Annotated in this window: 16 protein-coding genes; 13 read left to right on the forward strand and 3 right to left on the reverse strand. The window is 54.0% G+C overall.

Annotation, left to right across the window (positions count from 1 at the left end; all coding sequences use genetic code 11):
- Nucleotides 1-330: 330 nt before the first annotated feature.
- The 3 genes from purL (at nt 331) to SPK40_RS11950 (ending at nt 5,848) form a co-directional block, all read left to right on the forward strand.
- Entirely contained in the window at nt 331-4,236 is a 3,906-nt protein-coding gene (gene purL / locus SPK40_RS11940; RefSeq protein ID WP_330960604.1) for a phosphoribosylformylglycinamidine synthase, read from the forward strand.
- Between the two features lie 245 nt (nt 4,237-4,481).
- On the forward strand, nt 4,482-4,820 hold the full coding sequence (gene glnB / locus SPK40_RS11945) for a nitrogen regulatory protein P-II (protein WP_248141188.1): 339 nt from the start codon (nt 4,482-4,484) through the stop codon (nt 4,818-4,820).
- 236 nt (nt 4,821-5,056) lie between these two features.
- Nucleotides 5,057-5,848 carry a hypothetical protein gene (locus SPK40_RS11950; protein WP_248141187.1) on the forward strand — a complete coding sequence of 264 codons (792 nt, stop codon included), beginning with the start codon at nt 5,057-5,059 and terminating at the stop codon, nt 5,846-5,848.
- On the opposite strand, the gene SPK40_RS11955 is transcribed toward SPK40_RS11950, so the two are convergent.
- Nucleotides 5,849-6,475, reverse strand: coding sequence for a YitT family protein (locus tag SPK40_RS11955; protein WP_248141186.1), 627 nt, complete (start codon nt 6,473-6,475; stop codon nt 5,849-5,851).
- A gap of 499 nt (nt 6,476-6,974) precedes the next feature.
- Here SPK40_RS11955 and glyA point away from each other — a divergent pair, with 499 nt between their 5' ends.
- The 10 genes from glyA to SPK40_RS12005 all read left to right on the forward strand — a co-directional run bounded on the left by glyA (nt 6,975) and on the right by SPK40_RS12005 (nt 16,602).
- Nucleotides 6,975-8,225, forward strand: a complete 1,251-nt coding sequence (gene glyA / locus SPK40_RS11960) for a serine hydroxymethyltransferase (RefSeq protein WP_248141185.1) — start codon at nt 6,975-6,977, stop codon at nt 8,223-8,225.
- 150 nt (nt 8,226-8,375) lie between these two features.
- Entirely contained in the window at nt 8,376-8,825 is a 450-nt protein-coding gene (gene nrdR / locus SPK40_RS11965) for a transcriptional regulator NrdR (RefSeq protein WP_330960605.1), read from the forward strand.
- 6 nt (nt 8,826-8,831) lie between these two features.
- On the forward strand, nt 8,832-9,959 hold the full coding sequence (gene ribD, locus SPK40_RS11970; protein WP_330960606.1) for a bifunctional diaminohydroxyphosphoribosylaminopyrimidine deaminase/5-amino-6-(5-phosphoribosylamino)uracil reductase RibD: 1,128 nt from the start codon (nt 8,832-8,834) through the stop codon (nt 9,957-9,959).
- Between the two features lie 17 nt (nt 9,960-9,976).
- The gene (locus tag SPK40_RS11975; protein ID WP_248141183.1) at nt 9,977-10,639 is read left to right on the forward strand and encodes a riboflavin synthase; all 663 of its coding nucleotides are present in this window, start codon (nt 9,977-9,979) and stop codon (nt 10,637-10,639) included.
- Nucleotides 10,640-10,679: 40 nt separating this feature from the next.
- Nucleotides 10,680-11,783 (forward strand): bifunctional 3,4-dihydroxy-2-butanone-4-phosphate synthase/GTP cyclohydrolase II, encoded by a 1,104-nt coding sequence (ribBA, locus tag SPK40_RS11980; RefSeq protein ID WP_330960607.1) that lies wholly within the window; start codon nt 10,680-10,682, stop codon nt 11,781-11,783.
- A 197-nt stretch (nt 11,784-11,980) separates the two neighbouring features.
- Entirely contained in the window at nt 11,981-12,451 is a 471-nt protein-coding gene (gene ribH / locus SPK40_RS11985) for a 6,7-dimethyl-8-ribityllumazine synthase (RefSeq protein ID WP_036749961.1), read from the forward strand.
- Nucleotides 12,451-12,921: a transcription antitermination factor NusB gene (gene nusB / locus SPK40_RS11990; protein ID WP_330960608.1), complete on the forward strand. Its 471-nt coding sequence runs from the start codon at nt 12,451-12,453 to the stop codon at nt 12,919-12,921. The genes ribH and nusB overlap by 1 nt, the downstream gene beginning before the upstream one ends.
- Before the next feature lie 82 nt (nt 12,922-13,003).
- Nucleotides 13,004-13,981 carry a thiamine-phosphate kinase gene (gene thiL / locus SPK40_RS11995; RefSeq protein ID WP_330960609.1) on the forward strand — a complete coding sequence of 326 codons (978 nt, stop codon included), beginning with the start codon at nt 13,004-13,006 and terminating at the stop codon, nt 13,979-13,981.
- A gap of 3 nt (nt 13,982-13,984) precedes the next feature.
- On the forward strand, nt 13,985-14,470 hold the full coding sequence (gene pgpA, locus SPK40_RS12000) for a phosphatidylglycerophosphatase A (protein ID WP_330960610.1): 486 nt from the start codon (nt 13,985-13,987) through the stop codon (nt 14,468-14,470).
- Nucleotides 14,471-14,595: 125 nt separating this feature from the next.
- Nucleotides 14,596-16,602 (forward strand): hypothetical protein, encoded by a 2,007-nt coding sequence (locus SPK40_RS12005; RefSeq protein ID WP_330960611.1) that lies wholly within the window; start codon nt 14,596-14,598, stop codon nt 16,600-16,602.
- 65 nt (nt 16,603-16,667) lie between these two features.
- Here the strand turns inward: SPK40_RS12005 and SPK40_RS12010 are convergent, their stop codons facing one another.
- Both SPK40_RS12010 and SPK40_RS12015 read right to left on the reverse strand, forming a co-directional pair.
- Nucleotides 16,668-17,462 (reverse strand): ABC transporter ATP-binding protein, encoded by a 795-nt coding sequence (locus SPK40_RS12010; RefSeq protein ID WP_248141177.1) that lies wholly within the window; start codon nt 17,460-17,462, stop codon nt 16,668-16,670.
- Between the two features lie 24 nt (nt 17,463-17,486).
- On the reverse strand, nt 17,487-18,416 hold the full coding sequence (locus SPK40_RS12015; RefSeq protein WP_248141176.1) for an ABC transporter permease: 930 nt from the start codon (nt 18,414-18,416) through the stop codon (nt 17,487-17,489).
- Nucleotides 18,417-18,439: the final 23 nt, after the last annotated feature.

Below are 18,439 nucleotides of genomic sequence, written 5' to 3' on the forward strand. Positions count from 1 at the left end.
CTATTTAGTGGTCCTTTATACCAAAGGTCGCATTCCGGGCAAAGCTGAGCCCCATTTGATCTTATCCGGCGACCGGATAATAGGTGAAAATTTGCGCATTTTTGGGCAGGTGGTCAAAGATCGCTGTCGATCGGCGACGGATTGAAAAAAAAATCGCGCAAACGGTTGCGTCAGGTGTTACGTCACACCCGCTTTTCCCGTATACTACCGCCGTTCCTCTGAACCGAAGGGGGAAATCAGCGCTGAACAAGGTGGCATTGACGTGGCTCCCGGGGTGGGGATCAGGCCAATATCACCTTCATTCAATTGCTAATCGAGAGTCGTACGCACATGGAAATTTTGCGTGGTTCACCCGCACTGTCTGAGTTTCGTGTCAATAAACTGCTGGCGCGTTGCCAAGCCTCGGGTCTGCCTGTCACAGGTATTTATGCCGAGTACATGCACTTTGCTGAGCTGGCTGCGCCGCTCGACAGCCAGGCACTGGAAACCCTGACCAGCCTGCTCACCTATGGCCCTACGATTGCCGAGCATGAACCAAGCGGCACGCTGCTGCTGGTTACCCCACGTCCAGGCACCATTTCTCCATGGTCTTCCAAAGCAACGGATATTGCCCGTAACTGTGGTCTGCAACAAATCAAACGTCTTGAGCGCGGTACGGCTTATTATGTCGCGACCTCCTCTGCGCTGAGCGAGGCCCAGCAAACAACGCTGCAAGGTCTGCTGCATGACCGCATGATGGAAGTCGTGTTTGATGATTTCAGTCAGGCAGAAGCCCTGTTCCGACACGCTGAACCTGCGCCGATGCAGAGTGTGGATATTCTGTCCGGTGGCCGTCAGGCGCTGGAAGAAGCGAACCTGTCTCTCGGGCTGGCACTGGCTGAAGACGAGATTGATTATCTGGTTGAAAACTTCACCAGACTGGGCCGGAATCCGAACGACATCGAACTGATGATGTTCGCACAGGCGAACTCCGAGCACTGCCGCCATAAGATCTTCAATGCAGACTGGACGATTGACGGTGTCGATCAGGAAAAGTCGCTGTTCAAGATGATCAAAAATACCTACGAGCAACACAGCGATTACGTTCTGTCAGCATACAAAGATAATGCTGCAGTCATGGTGGGCTCTGAAGTGGGTCGTTTCTTCCCGGATGCGGAAAACCGTCAGTATAACTACCATCAGGAAGCGGCTCATATCCTGATGAAAGTGGAAACCCACAACCACCCGACAGCCATTTCCCCATGGCCGGGCGCTTCGACCGGTTCCGGTGGTGAAATCCGTGACGAAGGCGCAACCGGGATCGGCGGTAAGCCGAAAGCTGGTCTGGTTGGCTTTACCGTGTCAAACCTGCGCGTTCCGGGTTTTGAGCAGCCTTGGGAAACCGACTTTGGCAAGCCGGGCCGAATTGTGACGGCGCTGGATATCATGCTGGAAGGCCCGCTGGGCGGCGCGGCGTTCAACAACGAGTTTGGACGTCCGAACCTGCTGGGTTATTTCCGGACCTATGAAGAAATGGTTTCTTCTCATAACGGCGAAGAAATCCGGGGTTACCACAAGCCAATCATGATTGCCGGTGGTATGGGGAATATTCGTGATGAGCACGTTCAGAAGAAAGAAATTCCAGTCGGTGCCAAGCTGATCGTATTGGGCGGCCCGGCGATGAATATCGGTCTGGGCGGCGGCGCGGCCTCTTCCATGGCTTCCGGCCAGTCAGCCGAAGATCTGGATTTTGCCTCGGTTCAGCGTGAAAACCCGGAAATGGAACGTCGCTGTCAGGAAGTGATCGACCGTTGCTGGCAGCTGGGCGATGACAACCCGATTGCCTTTATCCACGATGTCGGCGCTGGGGGTATCTCGAATGCTCTGCCTGAGCTGGTGAACGACGGTGAGCGTGGCGGTAAGTTCCAGCTGCGTGATGTACCTAACGATGAACCGGGCATGAGTCCGCTGGAAATCTGGTGTAACGAATCCCAGGAACGTTATGTACTGGCAGTTGCACCGGAACAGATGGCCGTATTCGATGCTATCTGTCAGCGCGAGCGTGCACCGTATGCGGTTGTGGGTGAAGCGACAGAAGAGCGTCATCTGACACTGGATGACAGCCACTTCGACAATACGCCGATTGATATGCCGATGGATATTCTGCTGGGTAAACCGCCGAAAATGCATCGTGATGTGACCTCACAAAAAGCACAGGGAACGGCCATTGACCGCAGCGGTATTGTGCTGGAAGAAGCGACACACCGCGTGCTGCGCCTGCCGGCCGTTGCCGAGAAAACTTTCCTGATCACCATTGGTGACCGCACGGTGACCGGTCTGGTTGCCCGTGACCAGATGGTGGGTCCTTGGCAGGTACCGGTTGCGAACTGTGCGGTGACGGCAGCAAGCTACGACACTTACCATGGTGAAGCCATGTCAATGGGTGAGCGCACGCCGGTTGCCCTGCTGGACTTTGCGGCCTCGGCCCGTCTGGCCGTCGGTGAAGCGATTACTAACATTGCCAGTGCCGACATCGGCGATCTGAAGCGGATTAAACTGTCTGCAAACTGGATGTCTCCGGCCGGTCACCCGGGCGAAGATGCTGGTCTGTATGAAGCGGTGAAAGCCGTCGGCGAAGAGCTGTGTCCTGCGCTGGGTCTGACGATTCCGGTCGGTAAAGACTCCATGTCGATGAAGACCAAGTGGGAAGAGAACGGTGAAGAAAAAGAAGTCACCTCTCCGCTGTCCCTGATTATCACCGCTTTCGGCCGTGTGGAAGATGTCCGTAAAACAGTGACACCACAGCTGCGGACAGACCAGGGCGAATCCAGCCTGATCCTGATTGACCTGGGTTGCGGTAAGAACCGTTTGGGCGCGACCGCGCTGGCACAGGTTTACAAGCAACTGGGTGACCAGCCAGCCGATGTGGACAGCCCTGAGCTGCTGAAAGGCTTCTTCCATGCCGTTCAGAGTCTGCTGCGCGACGGGAAGCTGCTGGCTTACCATGACCGCGGTGACGGTGGTCTGTACGTGACGCTGGCTGAAATGGCCTTTGCCGGTCACACCGGGGTTGAAGTCGACCTGAACACCACAGATGCTGATGCCTGTGATGATGTGCTGGCGGCCCTGTTCAACGAAGAGCTGGGCGCGGTGCTGCAGGTACGTACGGAAGATCTGGCCCATGTGGAGCATGTGCTGGCGAAATTCGGTCTGGAAGCCTGCAGCCATGTGATGGGTACGGTCGTCGATGAAGATGTCGTGCGTATCTGGAACGGCAACGATAGGGTACTGGAACAGAACCGGACTGAACTGCGTACAATCTGGGCTGAAACGACTTATCAGATGCAGGCTATGCGTGACAATCCAGCGGGTGCCCTGCAGGAATTCGAAGCCAAGAAAGACAGTCAGGACCCGGGCCTGAACATCAAACTGAGCTTTGACATTAATGAAGATGTCGCCGCGCCGTTTATTGCGACGGGTGCGCGTCCGAAGATGGCGATTCTGCGTGAGCAGGGTGTGAACTCCCATGTTGAAATGGCGGCGGCTTTTGACCGCGCCGGTTTCGATGCCCGTGACGTGCATATGAGCGATATTCTGTCCGGTCGTGTTGAGCTGGACGGCTTTAACGGTCTGGTGGCTTGTGGCGGCTTCTCATACGGTGACGTCCTGGGTGCCGGTGAGGGCTGGGCGAAGTCCATCCTGTTTAACAGCATGGCACGTGATCAGTTTGAGCGTTTCTTCCATCGTGACAATACGTTCGCACTGGGCGTGTGTAATGGTTGCCAGATGATGTCCAATCTGCGTGACTTGATCCCGGGTGCAGATTTGTGGCCGCGCTTTGTCCGCAACGAATCTGAGCGCTTCGAAGCACGTTTCAGTCTGGTGGAAGTTCAGCAGAGCGACTCGCTGTTCTTCAACGGGATGGCGGGTTCCCGGATGCCAATCGCCGTATCTCACGGTGAGGGCCGGGTTGAAGTACGCAATGCGGAACACCTGTCTGCGATTGAGCAGTCTGGCACCATTGCCCTGCGTTATCTCGATAACTACGGTAAGGTGACTCAGAACTATCCGGCCAACCCGAACGGTTCACCGAATGGGATCACCGGTCTGACGACTCAGGATGGCCGTGTGACCATCATGATGCCGCACCCGGAGCGGGTCTTCCGTACCGTGGCGAACTCCTGGCATCCGGACGACTGGAATGAGAACAGTCCGTGGATGCGGATGTTCCGTAATGCCCGTGTCAATCTGGGCTAAAACACTGCTGGCTGCGTGCCGGACAGCTGATTCTCAAACCGCTGCCAGGTGCAGCGGTTTTTTTATGGGGACGGGAATTACCGGCGGCTCGGAAATCATGGGCCGTCTGTCAGCGAGCCGTTGAGTTTTCAATGAAAAATCGGTGATAATGGGGGCTTTCCGGTATCGGTGATTGCACGCCGAGACCCCGCCCCGGGGGCAGCAGACCTCAGGGTCAACAGACCCTCAGCAAAGGATATTGTGAGATGAAAAAAATCGAAGCCATTATAAAGCCATTCAAACTGGATGATGTGCGTGAGGCCCTGGCAGAGGTGGGGATCACGGGAATGACTGTGTCCGAAGTCAAAGGGTTTGGTCGCCAGAAAGGCCACACGGAGTTATACCGTGGCGCGGAATATATGGTCGACTTTCTGCCGAAGGTAAAACTGGAAATTGTGGTCAGTGATGATGTGGCAGAGCAGTGTGTCGAGACGATTATTGAAACGGCGCAAACCGGTAAGATCGGCGACGGTAAAATCTTCATGTTTGATATTGAACGCGTAGTCCGGATTCGTACCGGTGAAGAAGACGAAGACGCCATCTGATTGTATTTATGCAAGAATTTCCGGAGACGCACAATGTCTCCCACCGCTGCAGCCCCGGCTTTGTCCGGGGCTGTGCTTTTTTTGATGTTCTCTGATTGTGAAGCGGTCTCTGATTGTTGATTTGATCATTTAATATCCAATTTTCCCTGTCGCATTGTTGCCTTAGGCTGTCTTCGCGGATATCGGAATGACGCAACGGCCGAAAGTTTATTTCAATGTCTGCAAGGAGAGTCATCATGAAACGCGTGTCCCTGTCGACTTATGGCGGCCTTGCCATCTCCGTACTGACAGCTGCGGCAGTGGTGATCGTCGTTGCACCTTTGATGTCGAAACTGATTCACTCAAATCCGAAGTTTTTTCCCTTTTCTGTCCTCCCGATTTCTTCAGAAATATGGTCATACTGGCCATGGCTGGCAGCAGCGGCGGTTTTTGCTCAGATTCTGAGTCTGAAGCTGCTGACAAAGTCTGCTTTCCTGGGGAAGTGTCTGGTCCTGTTCGCAACAGTGGTACTTTTTCCGCTGGGGCTGATTTTCCATATTTGCTATTGGGCTGATGCGCAGCGCTGGCGGCTGCGGCAGGTACAGGATGTGAAATCTGAACTGAAGCCGGAAAACCCGCAATTTGGTTTTTGCGATGAAGATCCGCTGGCCTTCGGACTGGCTGGCGTCGGGATTCTGATGATGATTGTGGGGATGCCTTTAGGCGGCCTGGCTGTGCTGGCAGGTCTGGTTATTTTTGCCCGGAATCTGGCAGGGAAAAAGAAAACGGCACTGATGGTTACGCCTGAAGCGTTGTTTATCACCCCCAATCCCTGGCTTGGTTGCTATCGCATTCCTTTTTCTCAGATTTCTGCGGTATCCATGGTGAAAAATCAGCTGAAACTGCAGGTTGAGTGTGCGGAAGGGAAGCCTTTGCAGCTCGCGGTAAATATCAATGCGCTGGATCGCGACTTACGCCGTCAGGCAAAAGATGTCTTGCTGGACAAGCTGGCTCATGCCGGTTTGCTGCATGAGCCAGTCGTTGTGTAATCAGTCGTTCGTCACGGCCGCGGTGGCTTTGCCATCGTGATACCGGCCTGGTTTGTGGTTCATGGCCAGAACCAGGTTCAGCATCACAGCGCCCAGCAGTGACAACAGCAGAATAGTCGGTGTCATCAGGAAATAAGAGCAAATCAGAATGCAGATATCGATGCCCATCTGAAGCTTGCCTGCTGAAATGCCGAATTTTTCCTGCAGATAAAGCACCAATACGTTAAACCCGCCCAGGCTGGTGTTATGCCTGAACAGAATCAACATTCCCAATCCCATCAGCAAGCCGCCAATCACGGCACAGTAAACCGGATCAAACTGGCTGATAGCCACCACATGGTGCAGGTTGTCTGTAATGACTGAAACCAGCGCTCCACAGCACACACTGGTCAGTGCAAAGCTGCGGTTCATGCGGAACCAGGCCATGATGTAAAACGGAATATTCGCGACAAAGTACAGCTGACCGAAACTGAAATCTGTAAAGTGGGTCATCAGCAGCGCTAAGCCGGTTGTTCCGCCTGTCAGTAAGTTTGCCTGTTGTAAGAAAAAAACGCCTTGCGCGACAATGAATGTGCCAGTCAGAATGGCAATCAGGTTTTCTTTGCGAGAGTGGCCGCGGTGTTTCAATCGATACCTCCAAAAATACCCCTCTGATACTGCGTGACGTCAGTGCGACGGCACTGGAGGGGAAATGCGCGCGATATGTTATAGCGTGGCTGGAAAAAATGAATCCCGGAGCTGAAGGTAAAGAAATACAGTTTGTAATTTAAAATTTACGGTTTTGTAAATCATTATTTTCGCATTATGGTTGCGTTCACATTTTACGATGTAATTTTTTTGATGGATGTTTGTGCAAACTTGAAAGAAATTCATCTTCCAGATGAGAAAAACGAACAAAAAAGGGGATAAAAAAACGATTTCGGGGCTATCTGAAAAGGAGTATTTTCGCTAAAATGCCGACTTATCTGCTGGCGTGACGAAAACGTTTGCGTTGCCGTGGTGTCTGGGGTTGTGTTTTCAGCACTAATCGGGAAAAATGCAGATTATTTCCCGTTGACCTAAGAGTCTGACTTTGTCAGATACTTAGGTGAGCGAATTTGAGAACTATCTGAGTCAGGAGAGACTGATGCTAAAGCGTGACATGAATATTGCTGATTATGACGCGGAACTGTTTGCGGCCATTCAGGAAGAAACAGCCCGTCAGGAAGAGCACATTGAGCTGATTGCTTCTGAGAACTACACCAGCCCGCGTGTAATGGAAGCCCAGGGTTCACAACTGACCAACAAATACGCAGAAGGTTACCCGGGTAAGCGTTACTACGGCGGTTGTGAGTATGTAGATAAAGCTGAGCAACTGGCAATTGATCGTGCATGCCAGCTGTTTGGTGCTGAATACGCGAATGTTCAGCCACACTCAGGTTCTCAGGCAAACAGTGCGGTTTACATGGCCCTGCTGAATGCCGGCGATACCGTTCTGGGCATGAGCCTGGCACACGGTGGTCACCTGACTCACGGTTCTCCTGTGAACTTCTCCGGTAAGCTGTATAACATCATTCCTTATGGTATCGATGAGCAAGGTCAGATTGACTACGCAGAAGTGGAAGCGCTGGCGCTGGAACACAAGCCGAAAATGATCATCGGTGGTTTCTCTGCTTACTCTCAGATTGTTGACTGGAAGCGCATGCGTGAAATCGCAGACAAAGTTGGTGCTTACTTCTTTGTTGATATGGCGCACGTTGCAGGTCTGGTTGCTGCGGGTGTTTACCCGAACCCTGTACCGCACGCACATGTAGTGACCACAACAACGCACAAAACACTGGCTGGTCCTCGCGGCGGTCTGATCCTGTCAAATGCAGGTGAAGAGCTGTACAAGAAACTGAACTCAGCCGTTTTCCCTGGCGGTCAGGGCGGCCCGCTGATGCATGTCATCGCAGCCAAAGCCGTTGCGTTCAAAGAAGCAATGGAGCCTGAGTTTCAAGCTTACCAGCAGCGTGTTGTTGATAACGCCAAAGCCATGGTGGGTCAGTTCCTGGAGCGTGGCTACAAGATCGTTTCCGGCGGTACCGAGAACCATCTGTTCCTGGTTGACCTGATTGATAAGAACATTACAGGTAAAGAAGCTGATGCCGCGCTGGGTGCAGCGAACATCACTGTGAACAAGAACAGTGTACCTAACGATCCTCGCAGTCCTTTCGTGACTTCAGGTATCCGCATCGGTACACCAGCGATCACCCGTCGCGGTTTCACGACGGAAGACGCGAAAGCACTGGCGAACTGGATCTGTGACGTGCTGGACAACATCGAGAGCCAGGACGTGATCGATGCAACTAAAGCGAAAGTGCTGGATATCTGTAAGCGTCTGCCAGTTTACGCGTAAGTAGGTCAGGCTGAATACAGACCAACATTTAGGTCAGAATAGTGAAACGGCATCCATCGGATGCCGTTTTTGTTGATAAAAAATTTAGCTTTGCGCCTCTCAAGACAGTTGATTTGGGTTACACTGAGTCGACGAAATTGAGGAGGCAAGATGCATTGTCCGTTTTGTGGTGCCAATGACACCAAAGTAATCGATTCCCGTCTGGTCGCTGACGGTCATCAGGTCCGGCGCCGTCGTCAGTGCCTGGCGTGCAGCGAGCGTTATACAACTTTTGAAACCGCTGAACTGGTGATGCCGCATGTCATTAAAACCAATGGCAGCCGGGAGCCGTTTAACGAAGAAAAGCTGCGTGGTGGCATTGAACGTGCACTGGAAAAACGTCCGGTCAGTGCAGATGACATTGAACGAGCGATCAATACGATCAAATCCCGCTTGCGTGCGACCGGAGAGCGCGAAGTGAAATCCGATATGATCGGCAACCTGGTGATGGATGCGCTGATCGAACTGGATAAAGTCGCCTATATTCGTTTTGCCTCTGTGTACCGTTCGTTCGAAGACATCCGGGAATTTGGTGAAGCGATCGCCAAACTGGAAAAATAATTCAAGATGTTTACACCGACCGATCACGCCATGATGCGTCGCGCCATCAGTCTGGCCCGGCGTGGCCGTTTCACCACTGCCCCTAATCCGAATGTCGGCTGCGTCATCGTGAAAGATGACACTGTGATTGGTGAAGGCTTTCACTATCGTGCCGGGGAACCGCATGCGGAAGTCTTTGCACTGCGTGCTGCCGGGGAAAACGCCCGGGGCGCAACGGCATATGTCACGCTGGAGCCTTGCTCCCACTACGGTAGAACCCCCCCCTGTGCAGAAGCGCTGATTGCGGCTGGGGTTTCCCGGGTGATCTGCGCTATGGTTGATCCGAATCCGCAGGTTGCAGGCCGGGGTGTCACCATGCTCAGAGACGCTGGAATTGAAGTCGAAACAGGATTGCTGGAAGCTGATGCACTGGCACTCAATCCGGGCTTTATCAAACGCATGAAAACGGGGTTGCCCTATGTTCAGCTCAAGCTGGCAGCCAGTCTTGACGGCAGAACAGCATTGGCCAATGGTGACAGCCAGTGGATCACTGGTCCTGAAGCCAGAGCGGATGTTCAGCGATTTCGTGCGCAGTCAGGTGCGATCTTGTCGACCAGCGCCACAGTTCTGGCGGATGACCCGTCTTTGAATGTTCGCTGGCAGGAGCTGGGGGAACGGACGCAATCCGAGTATCCTCAGCCTGAATTGCGACAGCCGGTTCGGGTGATTATCGACAGTCATAATCGTCTTCAGTCCACACAACGTTTGTTTTCTCTGCCGGGGAAAGTGCTGCTGGCCCGCGGGCAGGCAGATACGCTTTCATGGCCGGAAAATGTCTCACAGCTGGTTGTCCCGGTGCAGGAGAATGGTCAGCTGGATCTGACGGCGCTGATGCAGGCATTGGCCCGTCAGGATATCAATCATCTCTGGGTAGAAGCAGGCGCCGGTCTGGCCGGTGCTTTAGTTCGTGCCGGGCTGGTGGATGAGTTGATCCTGTATCAGGCCCCGAAACTGATGGGCAGCGACAGCCGCGGCCTGATGGATTTGCACGGCCTGTCTGCGATGTCAGAAGTGCCGTCACTGGTTCTGAAGGACGTTCGGATGGTCGGGCAGGATATTCGCATTCGCGGCAGTATCAAAACACCTGCGCCGTAGAGTAAGGAAGTATTAGGATGTTTACAGGTATTATTGAAGCTGTTGGCACGATTCAGGCGCTGACAGTGAAAGGGCAGGATATTTCCGTCACGGTGAACAGTGGCCGGCTGGATCTGTCTGATGTCAAGCTGGGTGACAGTATTGCCACCAACGGCGTCTGTCTGACCGTGGTGGCCCTCACCGGTCAAGGGTATGTTGCAGATGTCTCACTGGAGACACTGAACCGGACTGCTTTTAAAGATTACAAACCGGGACAGGCGGTGAATCTGGAAAAGGCAATGTTGCCGACGACCCGATTTGGCGGCCATATGGTGTCGGGCCATGTAGATGATGTGGGGGAAATTATTTCCCGCACGCAAACCGGCCGGGCCATTGAATTCTGGGTGAAAGCGCCGGATCATCTGGCAAAATACATTGCTGAGAAGGGCTCTGTCAGCATTGATGGGATCAGCCTGACCGTAAACGCAGTGCGGGGTGCGGAATTCAAGCTGACGATCGTGCCGCATACAGCTGGCGAAACCACGATGGACGGGTTTAAACCCGGCCGCCGGGTGAATCTGGAGGTGGATGTCATTTCACGTTATCTGGAGCGTCTGATGCTGGGAGAGAAAGCAGCACAGGCTGGCGGTTCGTCAGAGCTCAGCATGGAACTTCTGGCCCGGAGCGGCTTTCTCGGCTAAACCGCTATCATAAAGAATAACTAAGGTGAGGGATTGCAACATGGCGTTAAGCAGCGCACAGGAAATTATCGAAGATATCCGTCAGGGCAAAATGGTCATTCTGATGGATGACGAAGACCGTGAAAATGAGGGTGATCTGATTATCGCATCAGAAAAAATCACACCTGATGCGATTAACTTTATGGCGACCCATGGCCGGGGTTTGATCTGTCTGACGCTGACCCAGGCGCGCTGCCAGCAGCTGAAACTGCCGCTGATGGTGCAGGACAACACCGAGCAATTCAGTACCAATTTCACGATTTCCATTGAAGCTGCCCGTGGGGTGACAACCGGTATTTCTGCCGCTGATCGTGCCCGGACCGTACAGGCAGCGGTTGCCAAAGATGCCTCACCGGCAGACATTGTGATGCCGGGACATATTTTCCCGCTGATGGCACAGGAAGGCGGTGTGCTGGCTCGTGCTGGTCATACAGAAGCGGGCTGCGATGTGGCCCGTCTGGCCGGATTAGAAGCATCCAGTGTGATTGTCGAAATTCTGAATCCGGATGGCACCATGGCCCGTCGTCCGGATCTTGAAGTGTTTGCGGCTCAGCACGGCCTGAAACTGGGCACCATTGCGGATTTAATTGAGTATCGCAATAACAACGAGACAACGATAGAACGTGTGGCCGAGTGCGTGCTGCCGACAGAATTCGGTGAGTTCGACCTGATCACTTACCGTGATACGATCGACAACCAGATCCACTATGCATTGCGGAAAGGCAATGTCTCGCAAGATAACCCGACGCTGGTACGGGTGCATCTGCAGGATACTTTTAAAGACATTCTGCATTCAGGCGCGTCCCAGTGGACTTTGCCTTCAGCGATGCAGCGGATTGCTGACCAGGGCGGGGTGATGGTGATTCTGAATCGTCATGAAACTCAGGATGGCATCATCACCAAAGTGAAACATATGGCTTCGCAGGCTGACGGCCAGCCGGGAGTGAAGCTGAATCCGAAGAACCCGTCACGCCAGGTGGGTGTGGGTTCGCAGATCCTGGCTGATCTGGGGGTTGGCAAGATGCGCCTGCTGTCGTCCAGTAATCAGCGCTACCATTCACTGTCCGGCTTTGGGCTGGAAGTGGTGGAATATATTTGTAACTAAGGGGAAAGGAGCGGTGTGCTCCTGAACCTGAAATACGTTTAACATACTGTTTTCATTCATCTCTGTGCCGGAATCGGGATCGCACTTTACCGCGGTTTATGACTTGACAGTGAAGTCAATTGGTATCACGTATAAATTGTGATAGACTCCCGCGGTTTCTCAATCCGGAAAGAAAAGACATAGTCACAGGAAGGCCCATGAAGGTAATCGAAGGCGCCATCGCGGCACCCAACGCAAAAATTGCTATCGTTATCAGTCGCTTCAACAGTTTCATCAATGAAAGCCTGCTGGAAGGTGCGCTGGACGCACTGAAACGTCAGGGACAGGTAAGCGACGACAACATTACCGTTGTACGTTGTCCTGGTGCTTATGAGCTGCCTCTGGTCGCCCAGCAAGTTGCGAAAAGCGACCGTTATGATGCCATCGTGGCACTGGGCTCTGTGATCCGTGGCGGTACTCCGCATTTCGAGTATGTTGCCGGTGAATGTAATAAAGGTCTGGCTCAGGTGGCTCTGGAGTACAACACTCCGGTTTCATTTGGTGTCCTGACTGTAGACACAATTGAACAAGCCATCGAGCGTGCCGGTACCAAGGCTGGTAATAAAGGGGCAGAGGCTGCACTCAGCGCGCTTGAGATGGTAAACGTCCTGTCCCAAATTGAATCCTAATGGGGGTTAGTGTGAAACCAGCCGCACGTCGTAACGCACGACACTTTGCCGTCCAGGCCATTTATTCCTGGCAAATCACCAAAGGAAATGCTGCCGATATCGAAATGCATTTTCTGTCTGGCGAACAGTTTGAAGAAGAAGCACATCAGGCTGAAGCGCCTGTTCTGGCTGCACCACAGACCGATGTGGAGTACTTCCGCGATCTGTTTACCGGTGTGGTGCTGAACCATCAGGAACTGGACAGCAAGATGCGTCCTTATCTGTCGCGTCCGCTGCAGGATCTGGATCAGATGGAACTGGCGCTGCTGCGTCTGGCCGTGTACGAAATCATGAAACGTGAAGACGTACCGTTCAAAGTTGTGATTAACGAAGCAATCGAACTGGCGAAAGTTTTCGGTGCTGAAGACAGTCACAAGTTTGTGAATGGTGTGCTGGATAAACTTGCACCTGTTCTGCGTAAAAAAACATAATCGTTTTTTGAAAACGAAACTGAGGCCAGCTCTGCTGGCCTTTTTTCTGGGTACAACGACCATCAAGAACTTCTGACCTTCTATGGCTAGTAACGAATTCGATTTAATCGCCCGGTATTTTGCCCGTCAGCCGGTTCAGCGGAGTGATGTTGCGCTGGCGATTGGCGACGACTGTGCTTTGCTTGAAGTCCCGGCTGGCTGCCAGCTGGCCGTCAGTACCGATTCTCTGATATGCGGGAATCATTTTCTGGCGGGTATGGACCCGGCACTGGTGGCAAAGAAAGCACTGGCAGCCAATCTGAGTGATCTGGCGGCCATGGGGGCGACACCGGCCTGGGTATCCCTGGCAATCACTCTGCCTGAAGCGGACGAATCCTGGCTGGCCCGCTTCTGTGACGGCTTTTTTGAGATGGCTGATTACTATCAGGTTCAGCTCATTGGCGGTGATACGACCAAGGGACCGCTGAGCCTGACGCTGACGGTGCATGGCTTTGTACCTCAGGGGCAAGCGCTGACCCGGCACGGCGCCAGTGCCGGTGATCTGATTTATGTCACCGGTAATCTCGGTGACAGTGCGGCAGGATTGGCCGTCTTACTGAAGCAGGTCACGGGCACTAAGCCTGAGCTGGCGGAGCATTTGCTGAACCGGCATTATCAGCCGCAGCCCCGGGTGTTAGCCGGACAAGCGCTGCGTGGAATAGCCTCGGCTGCGCTGGATATTTCTGACGGCCTGATTGCCGATCTGGGCCATATCCTCAACCGGTCGGATGTCGGCGCGGTGATTGATGTTGACCGTCTGCCGTTGTCTGCTGAACTGATGTCATTCTGTGGCGGCGATCAGGATGCTGCCGGGAAACTGGCACTCACCAGCGGCGAAGAATACGAACTCTGTTTTACGGTTCCGGCCCATCACCGTGGTGCACTGGATGTGGCTTTGTCTCATGCAGGCGTGAAGGCGACTTGTATCGGAAACATCCGGGCCGGAGACAGTGTGACACTTGAAAGGAACGGGCTGCCGCTTGATTGGCAGCTGCATGGATACGATCATTTCTCGGGGTAAGTTGTGCGAGATCCCAAACTGTATATCAAACTGAGTAACCCCTGGCATTTGCTGGCAACCGGATTTGGCAGTGGCCTGTCACCTGTCATTCCCGGTACAGTCGGAACGCTGGCGTCGGTACCGTTTTACTATCTGCTGATCCAGTTGCCTTACGCGGCTTATCTTGGGATCACCCTGATCGCAGCGCTGGCGGGCATTTACATCTGTCACAGAACTGCGCAGGACATGGGAGTTCATGACCATGGCAGTATTGTCTGGGATGAATTTGTCGGCTTTTGGATCACGATGGCCATTGCTCCGCCAATGAGCCTGCCCTGGGTGATCAGCGGTTTTATTCTGTTCCGTTTCTTCGACATGGTGAAACCCTGGCCGATCAGCTGGCTGGATAAAAATGTCCATGGTGGCGTGGGGATCATGGTCGATGACATCCTGGCCGGTTTCATGGCCATGATTACGCTGTGGGGGCTGGGCCACTGGATGGGCTGGTAGTCCCGAAGTGAAGCCTTCTGTGAAGCCGTGCATTGTGCACGGCTTTTTTGTCCAATTTTTAACCCTTCATCGTATCGTCTTTCACGCTAAGCTAAAGCTGATTCCCGCTGCCTTGAGGGAGCAGAATGCGTTGCGGAAGACTGATTTGTTTACTGATGATTTTGCTGACCTGTGCTGTGAAGGCACAGGTTTACCCGTCAACGGGAGCTGCGTGGCTCTTTCCCGGTGGATGGGAAGAACCGCTGACGACGTCACGCTTTCACTCGGCAGAAGCCGTAAAACAGTGGGAACTGCACCATGCTGATCTGGTGCTCGGAAGCTGGCAGTCTCCGGCGCTCAATCAGCAAAGCCACGTACTCCTTCCGTTTCAGCTCCAGAATCTGTCCTGTCATCCGGATGAACAGCGTCAATGGCTTTACCGTCAGGCAGGACTGGCGGGTGTGGAGCCAGAACGCCTGTTTCTGCATTATGCCGAAGATACCCGCCTGTCCTGGCAGGATTCTGCGTCATCCCCCTTTCCGGAACTGCCTGAGCCGCAGCCCCGGCAGTTCTGGACTGAGCTGAACGGCCAGTTCAGCACGGCAAACCTGCCGGTATCTCTGGTGGAATCACAGTCCCTGATCCTGATGGCAGATGATCCGTTCACGGTACTTGAGCTGGAAGCCGGCAGGCCGCCAATGCAAGTACTGTGGCAAAGCCCCATTGGCTGGCAGCTGCTTGATGTGCGATGGCAGCAACAGGGCGAAACCCTGTTTACGGGCTATTTGACCATGCCAGACGGATGGCAGCCAGCGGTGCTGACGGGAACCACATCAGAGGCTGCCTGGACGATCGCATTGCGCTGGCCGCAGGAAACCCGTGTCGCTTCGGTTCGGTTACAGCCCTGGCTGGTTCAGGATACCAATGGTTTATTTGTTCCCGGCTGGGACCCGGTGAATGACAAAGATCAGAACGGATTGCTCAGCGACGATGAATTCCAGAGCAGGGTCAATCCTTCCGCGAGTGCCCGCTTTCCCTATCAGGCCCGGGTGCTTGTCAGTGGCCGCCGCCCGGCATCTTCTTGTGTATACCGGGCGAATCTGAGCGATCCGGCAATCCAGGTTTTGCTGATGAGATGGTATCGATACCATTGGCGCCGTGAGGGCGTCGCTGGTGGCTACCTGCCACGACTGAAGCCATTACTGGCTGGAAGCAATATCTCGGTCGACAGCGGGGGGCAGTTACTGGAGCTGCCTTTGGTGGCAGGGACAGCAGAGGCCGAAGACCGCTATTTTGAAATGCTGGTGGCATTACTGAACAAGATGAAACATCAGTTTTCGCCGCCAGTGTTTGCTGCCGAATTCTCAGGGCTCTCGCTGTGGCAGCAAAATGCACCGGAAGCTGCCTTGAAAGGATTGGTGGACATCTGGGTGCGGCCCCGTTTGATCTCCCCGGCGATGGGGTTGGCGAAGCTGCAGCAAAGCTGGCAGCAATTTTCTTTGAGTGCAGACGGGGTACAGAGTGTGCTGATGGTTTCGATGCGAGACGGTTACAGCGATTTACACCCCAGTGACAGTAATGCCTGGACGCGTGATACGGAAACCGGACTGGCACTCTATTACCTGTTCAATCAGCCGGGGCTGACGTATTACCACAATTGGGGCAACAGCCAGACTTATGACAGCACCAATACGACGGTGCGGGACTGGTATCGCCCCGGCTTGCCCAAGAACTGGGTCTATCAGCCATCCGGGATGCTGAGGGTCGATCTGGGGAAACCTGTTGCTCCGCCGAAAGGGTATAAAGTCGTCTGGTGGCAGGCGGACCCGTTCAGCGGAGACAGCCGAAAGCCGGTGTTAGGGCCGCATCAGATGCTGCCTGCGAACTGGTTCTGGCTCTATCGCAGCGGCTGGTTCAGCAAACAGCCGGCAGAAGGGGTGATTGCCCGGCGGTATGAACATGGGCTGGTGGTTTACCGGGCAATCCAAAAGGCCGGGCAAAAAAGCTTTCTGGAAACCAGACCGATGCGCATTTCCCTGCCCGGTACTTATGAGCAGGTATTTTATGACGGCAGTACAGGAGAACCGATCAATTACATTGAATTGGGGGGGTATCAGGGGGCTGTCCTGCGTAAATCTGCGCAGGAACAGTGAAGTGGCAAGGAAGTGCAGAAAAAGATGAGGCGGCAAATTCCGCCTCATGAGTCGAAGCTGATGAATCAGCTGAGCAGCAGGCTGTCGTCAGCCAGCTCTTCGCCCCGCACTTTGCTGAACATCTCCAGCAGATGTTTCACGTCCATATTGGCCCGCTCCTGACCTGCCACATCCAGTACAATATTCCCCTGGTGAAGCATGACGGTCCGGTCGCCATAGGCGAGGGCATCTTTCATGGAGTGAGTCACCATCATCACAGTCAGGTCAAATTCCTCGACCACGCGCTTGGTGAGTTCCAGAACGAAAGCGGCCATTCTTGGATCCAGTGCTGCTGTATGTTCATCAAGCAGCAACAGCTTACTGTCAGCCAGCGTCGCCATGACCAGACTGACAGCCTGACGCTGTCCGCCGGATAACAGGCCGATGCTGTCTCCCAGCCGGTCTTCCAGTCCCAGGCCCAGAATACTGATCCGTTCCTGAAACAGTTTTCTGCGCTGTGACGACAAGGCCAGCTTCCAGGTACGGCGGCTGCCGCGCTGCATGGCCAGCGCCATATTTTCCTCAATGGTCAGTGAGGCGCAGGTTCCTGCCAGCGGGTCCTGAAAGACCCGGGCTGCATACTGTGCCCGTTCATGCACCGCTTTGCTGGTGACATCAACGCCATTGATAACCACTTTCCCGTCGGACATCGGGGTTTCCCCGCTGATGGCACCCAGCAGGGTGGATTTACCGGCGCCGTTTGAGCCGATGACAGTCACAAACTGGCGTTCCGGGACCGTCAGGTTGACCCCGCGCAATGCCTGATTTTCAAGAATGGTGCCTTCATTGAAGGTAACGCGGATGTTGTTGAGTTCAATCATAGTGTTCTTACCTTCTGGTCCGGCTTACGCGAGCTTCTTTTTTGTGGCAACGGCCTGTTTTTTCTTCCGCTGAAAATTGCGCTTCATCTTCGGTGCAATCAGCGCCAGCGCAACCAGAACTGCGGTGATCAGGTTCAGGTCGGAGGCTTTCAGACCGAACATGCCGGTACTCAGCGCAAACGCGACCGCCAGACGATAAAGCACGGAGCCCAGAATTACGGCAACAACCGCTACCCAGATTTTACGGCCCGGGATCAGGGTTTGACCAAGGATCACCGCAGCCAGACCGACTACAATGGTACCGACCCCGGAGGTCACGTCGGCGAAGTTGTTGGTTTGTGCAAACAGCGCACCGGAGAAACCGACAAATGCGTTTGACAGCGCCAGACCAAAGTAGGTGTAAAGGGCTGTATTACCACCCTGGGCACTGACCATCCGGCTGTTTACGCCGGTAGCGCGCAGTCCCAGGCCAAAATCACTGGCCAGCAGGCGAACCACAAACCAGCCGCTGAAGATCACTAGTGCCAGAATGACCGCCAGGCGGATCAGGCCGGCATCCATTCCGGTGTCAAAAGCGAAGTTTTCGAATGGGGTCAGAATGGTGTCATCGCCCAGCAGCGCCAGGTTCGGACGCCCCATAATACGGATGTTGATCGAGAAAGCGGCGATCATCGTCAGGATACTGGCCAGCAGGTGCAGGATCCCACAACGTACGGCAAGAAAAGCGGTCACCAGACCACACATTCCTCCGGCCAGCACCGCCAGCATTGTCGCAAGCCAAGGGTTGACTCCGGCGATAATTGCGGTCGCAGCGACAGCGGCCCCCATCGGGAAGCTGCCATCAACAGACAGATCCGGAAAATCCAGAACACGGAAAGTGAGATAAACGCCAAGAGCAACCAGGCCATAAACCAAGCCGATTTCCAGCGTACCGATCAAAGCAAAGAAAGACATCAACTGCTCCTTATTCCTTGCTG

This window comes from Photobacterium sp. 53610, assembly GCF_036409375.1.
GTDB lineage: Bacteria > Pseudomonadota > Gammaproteobacteria > Enterobacterales > Vibrionaceae > Photobacterium.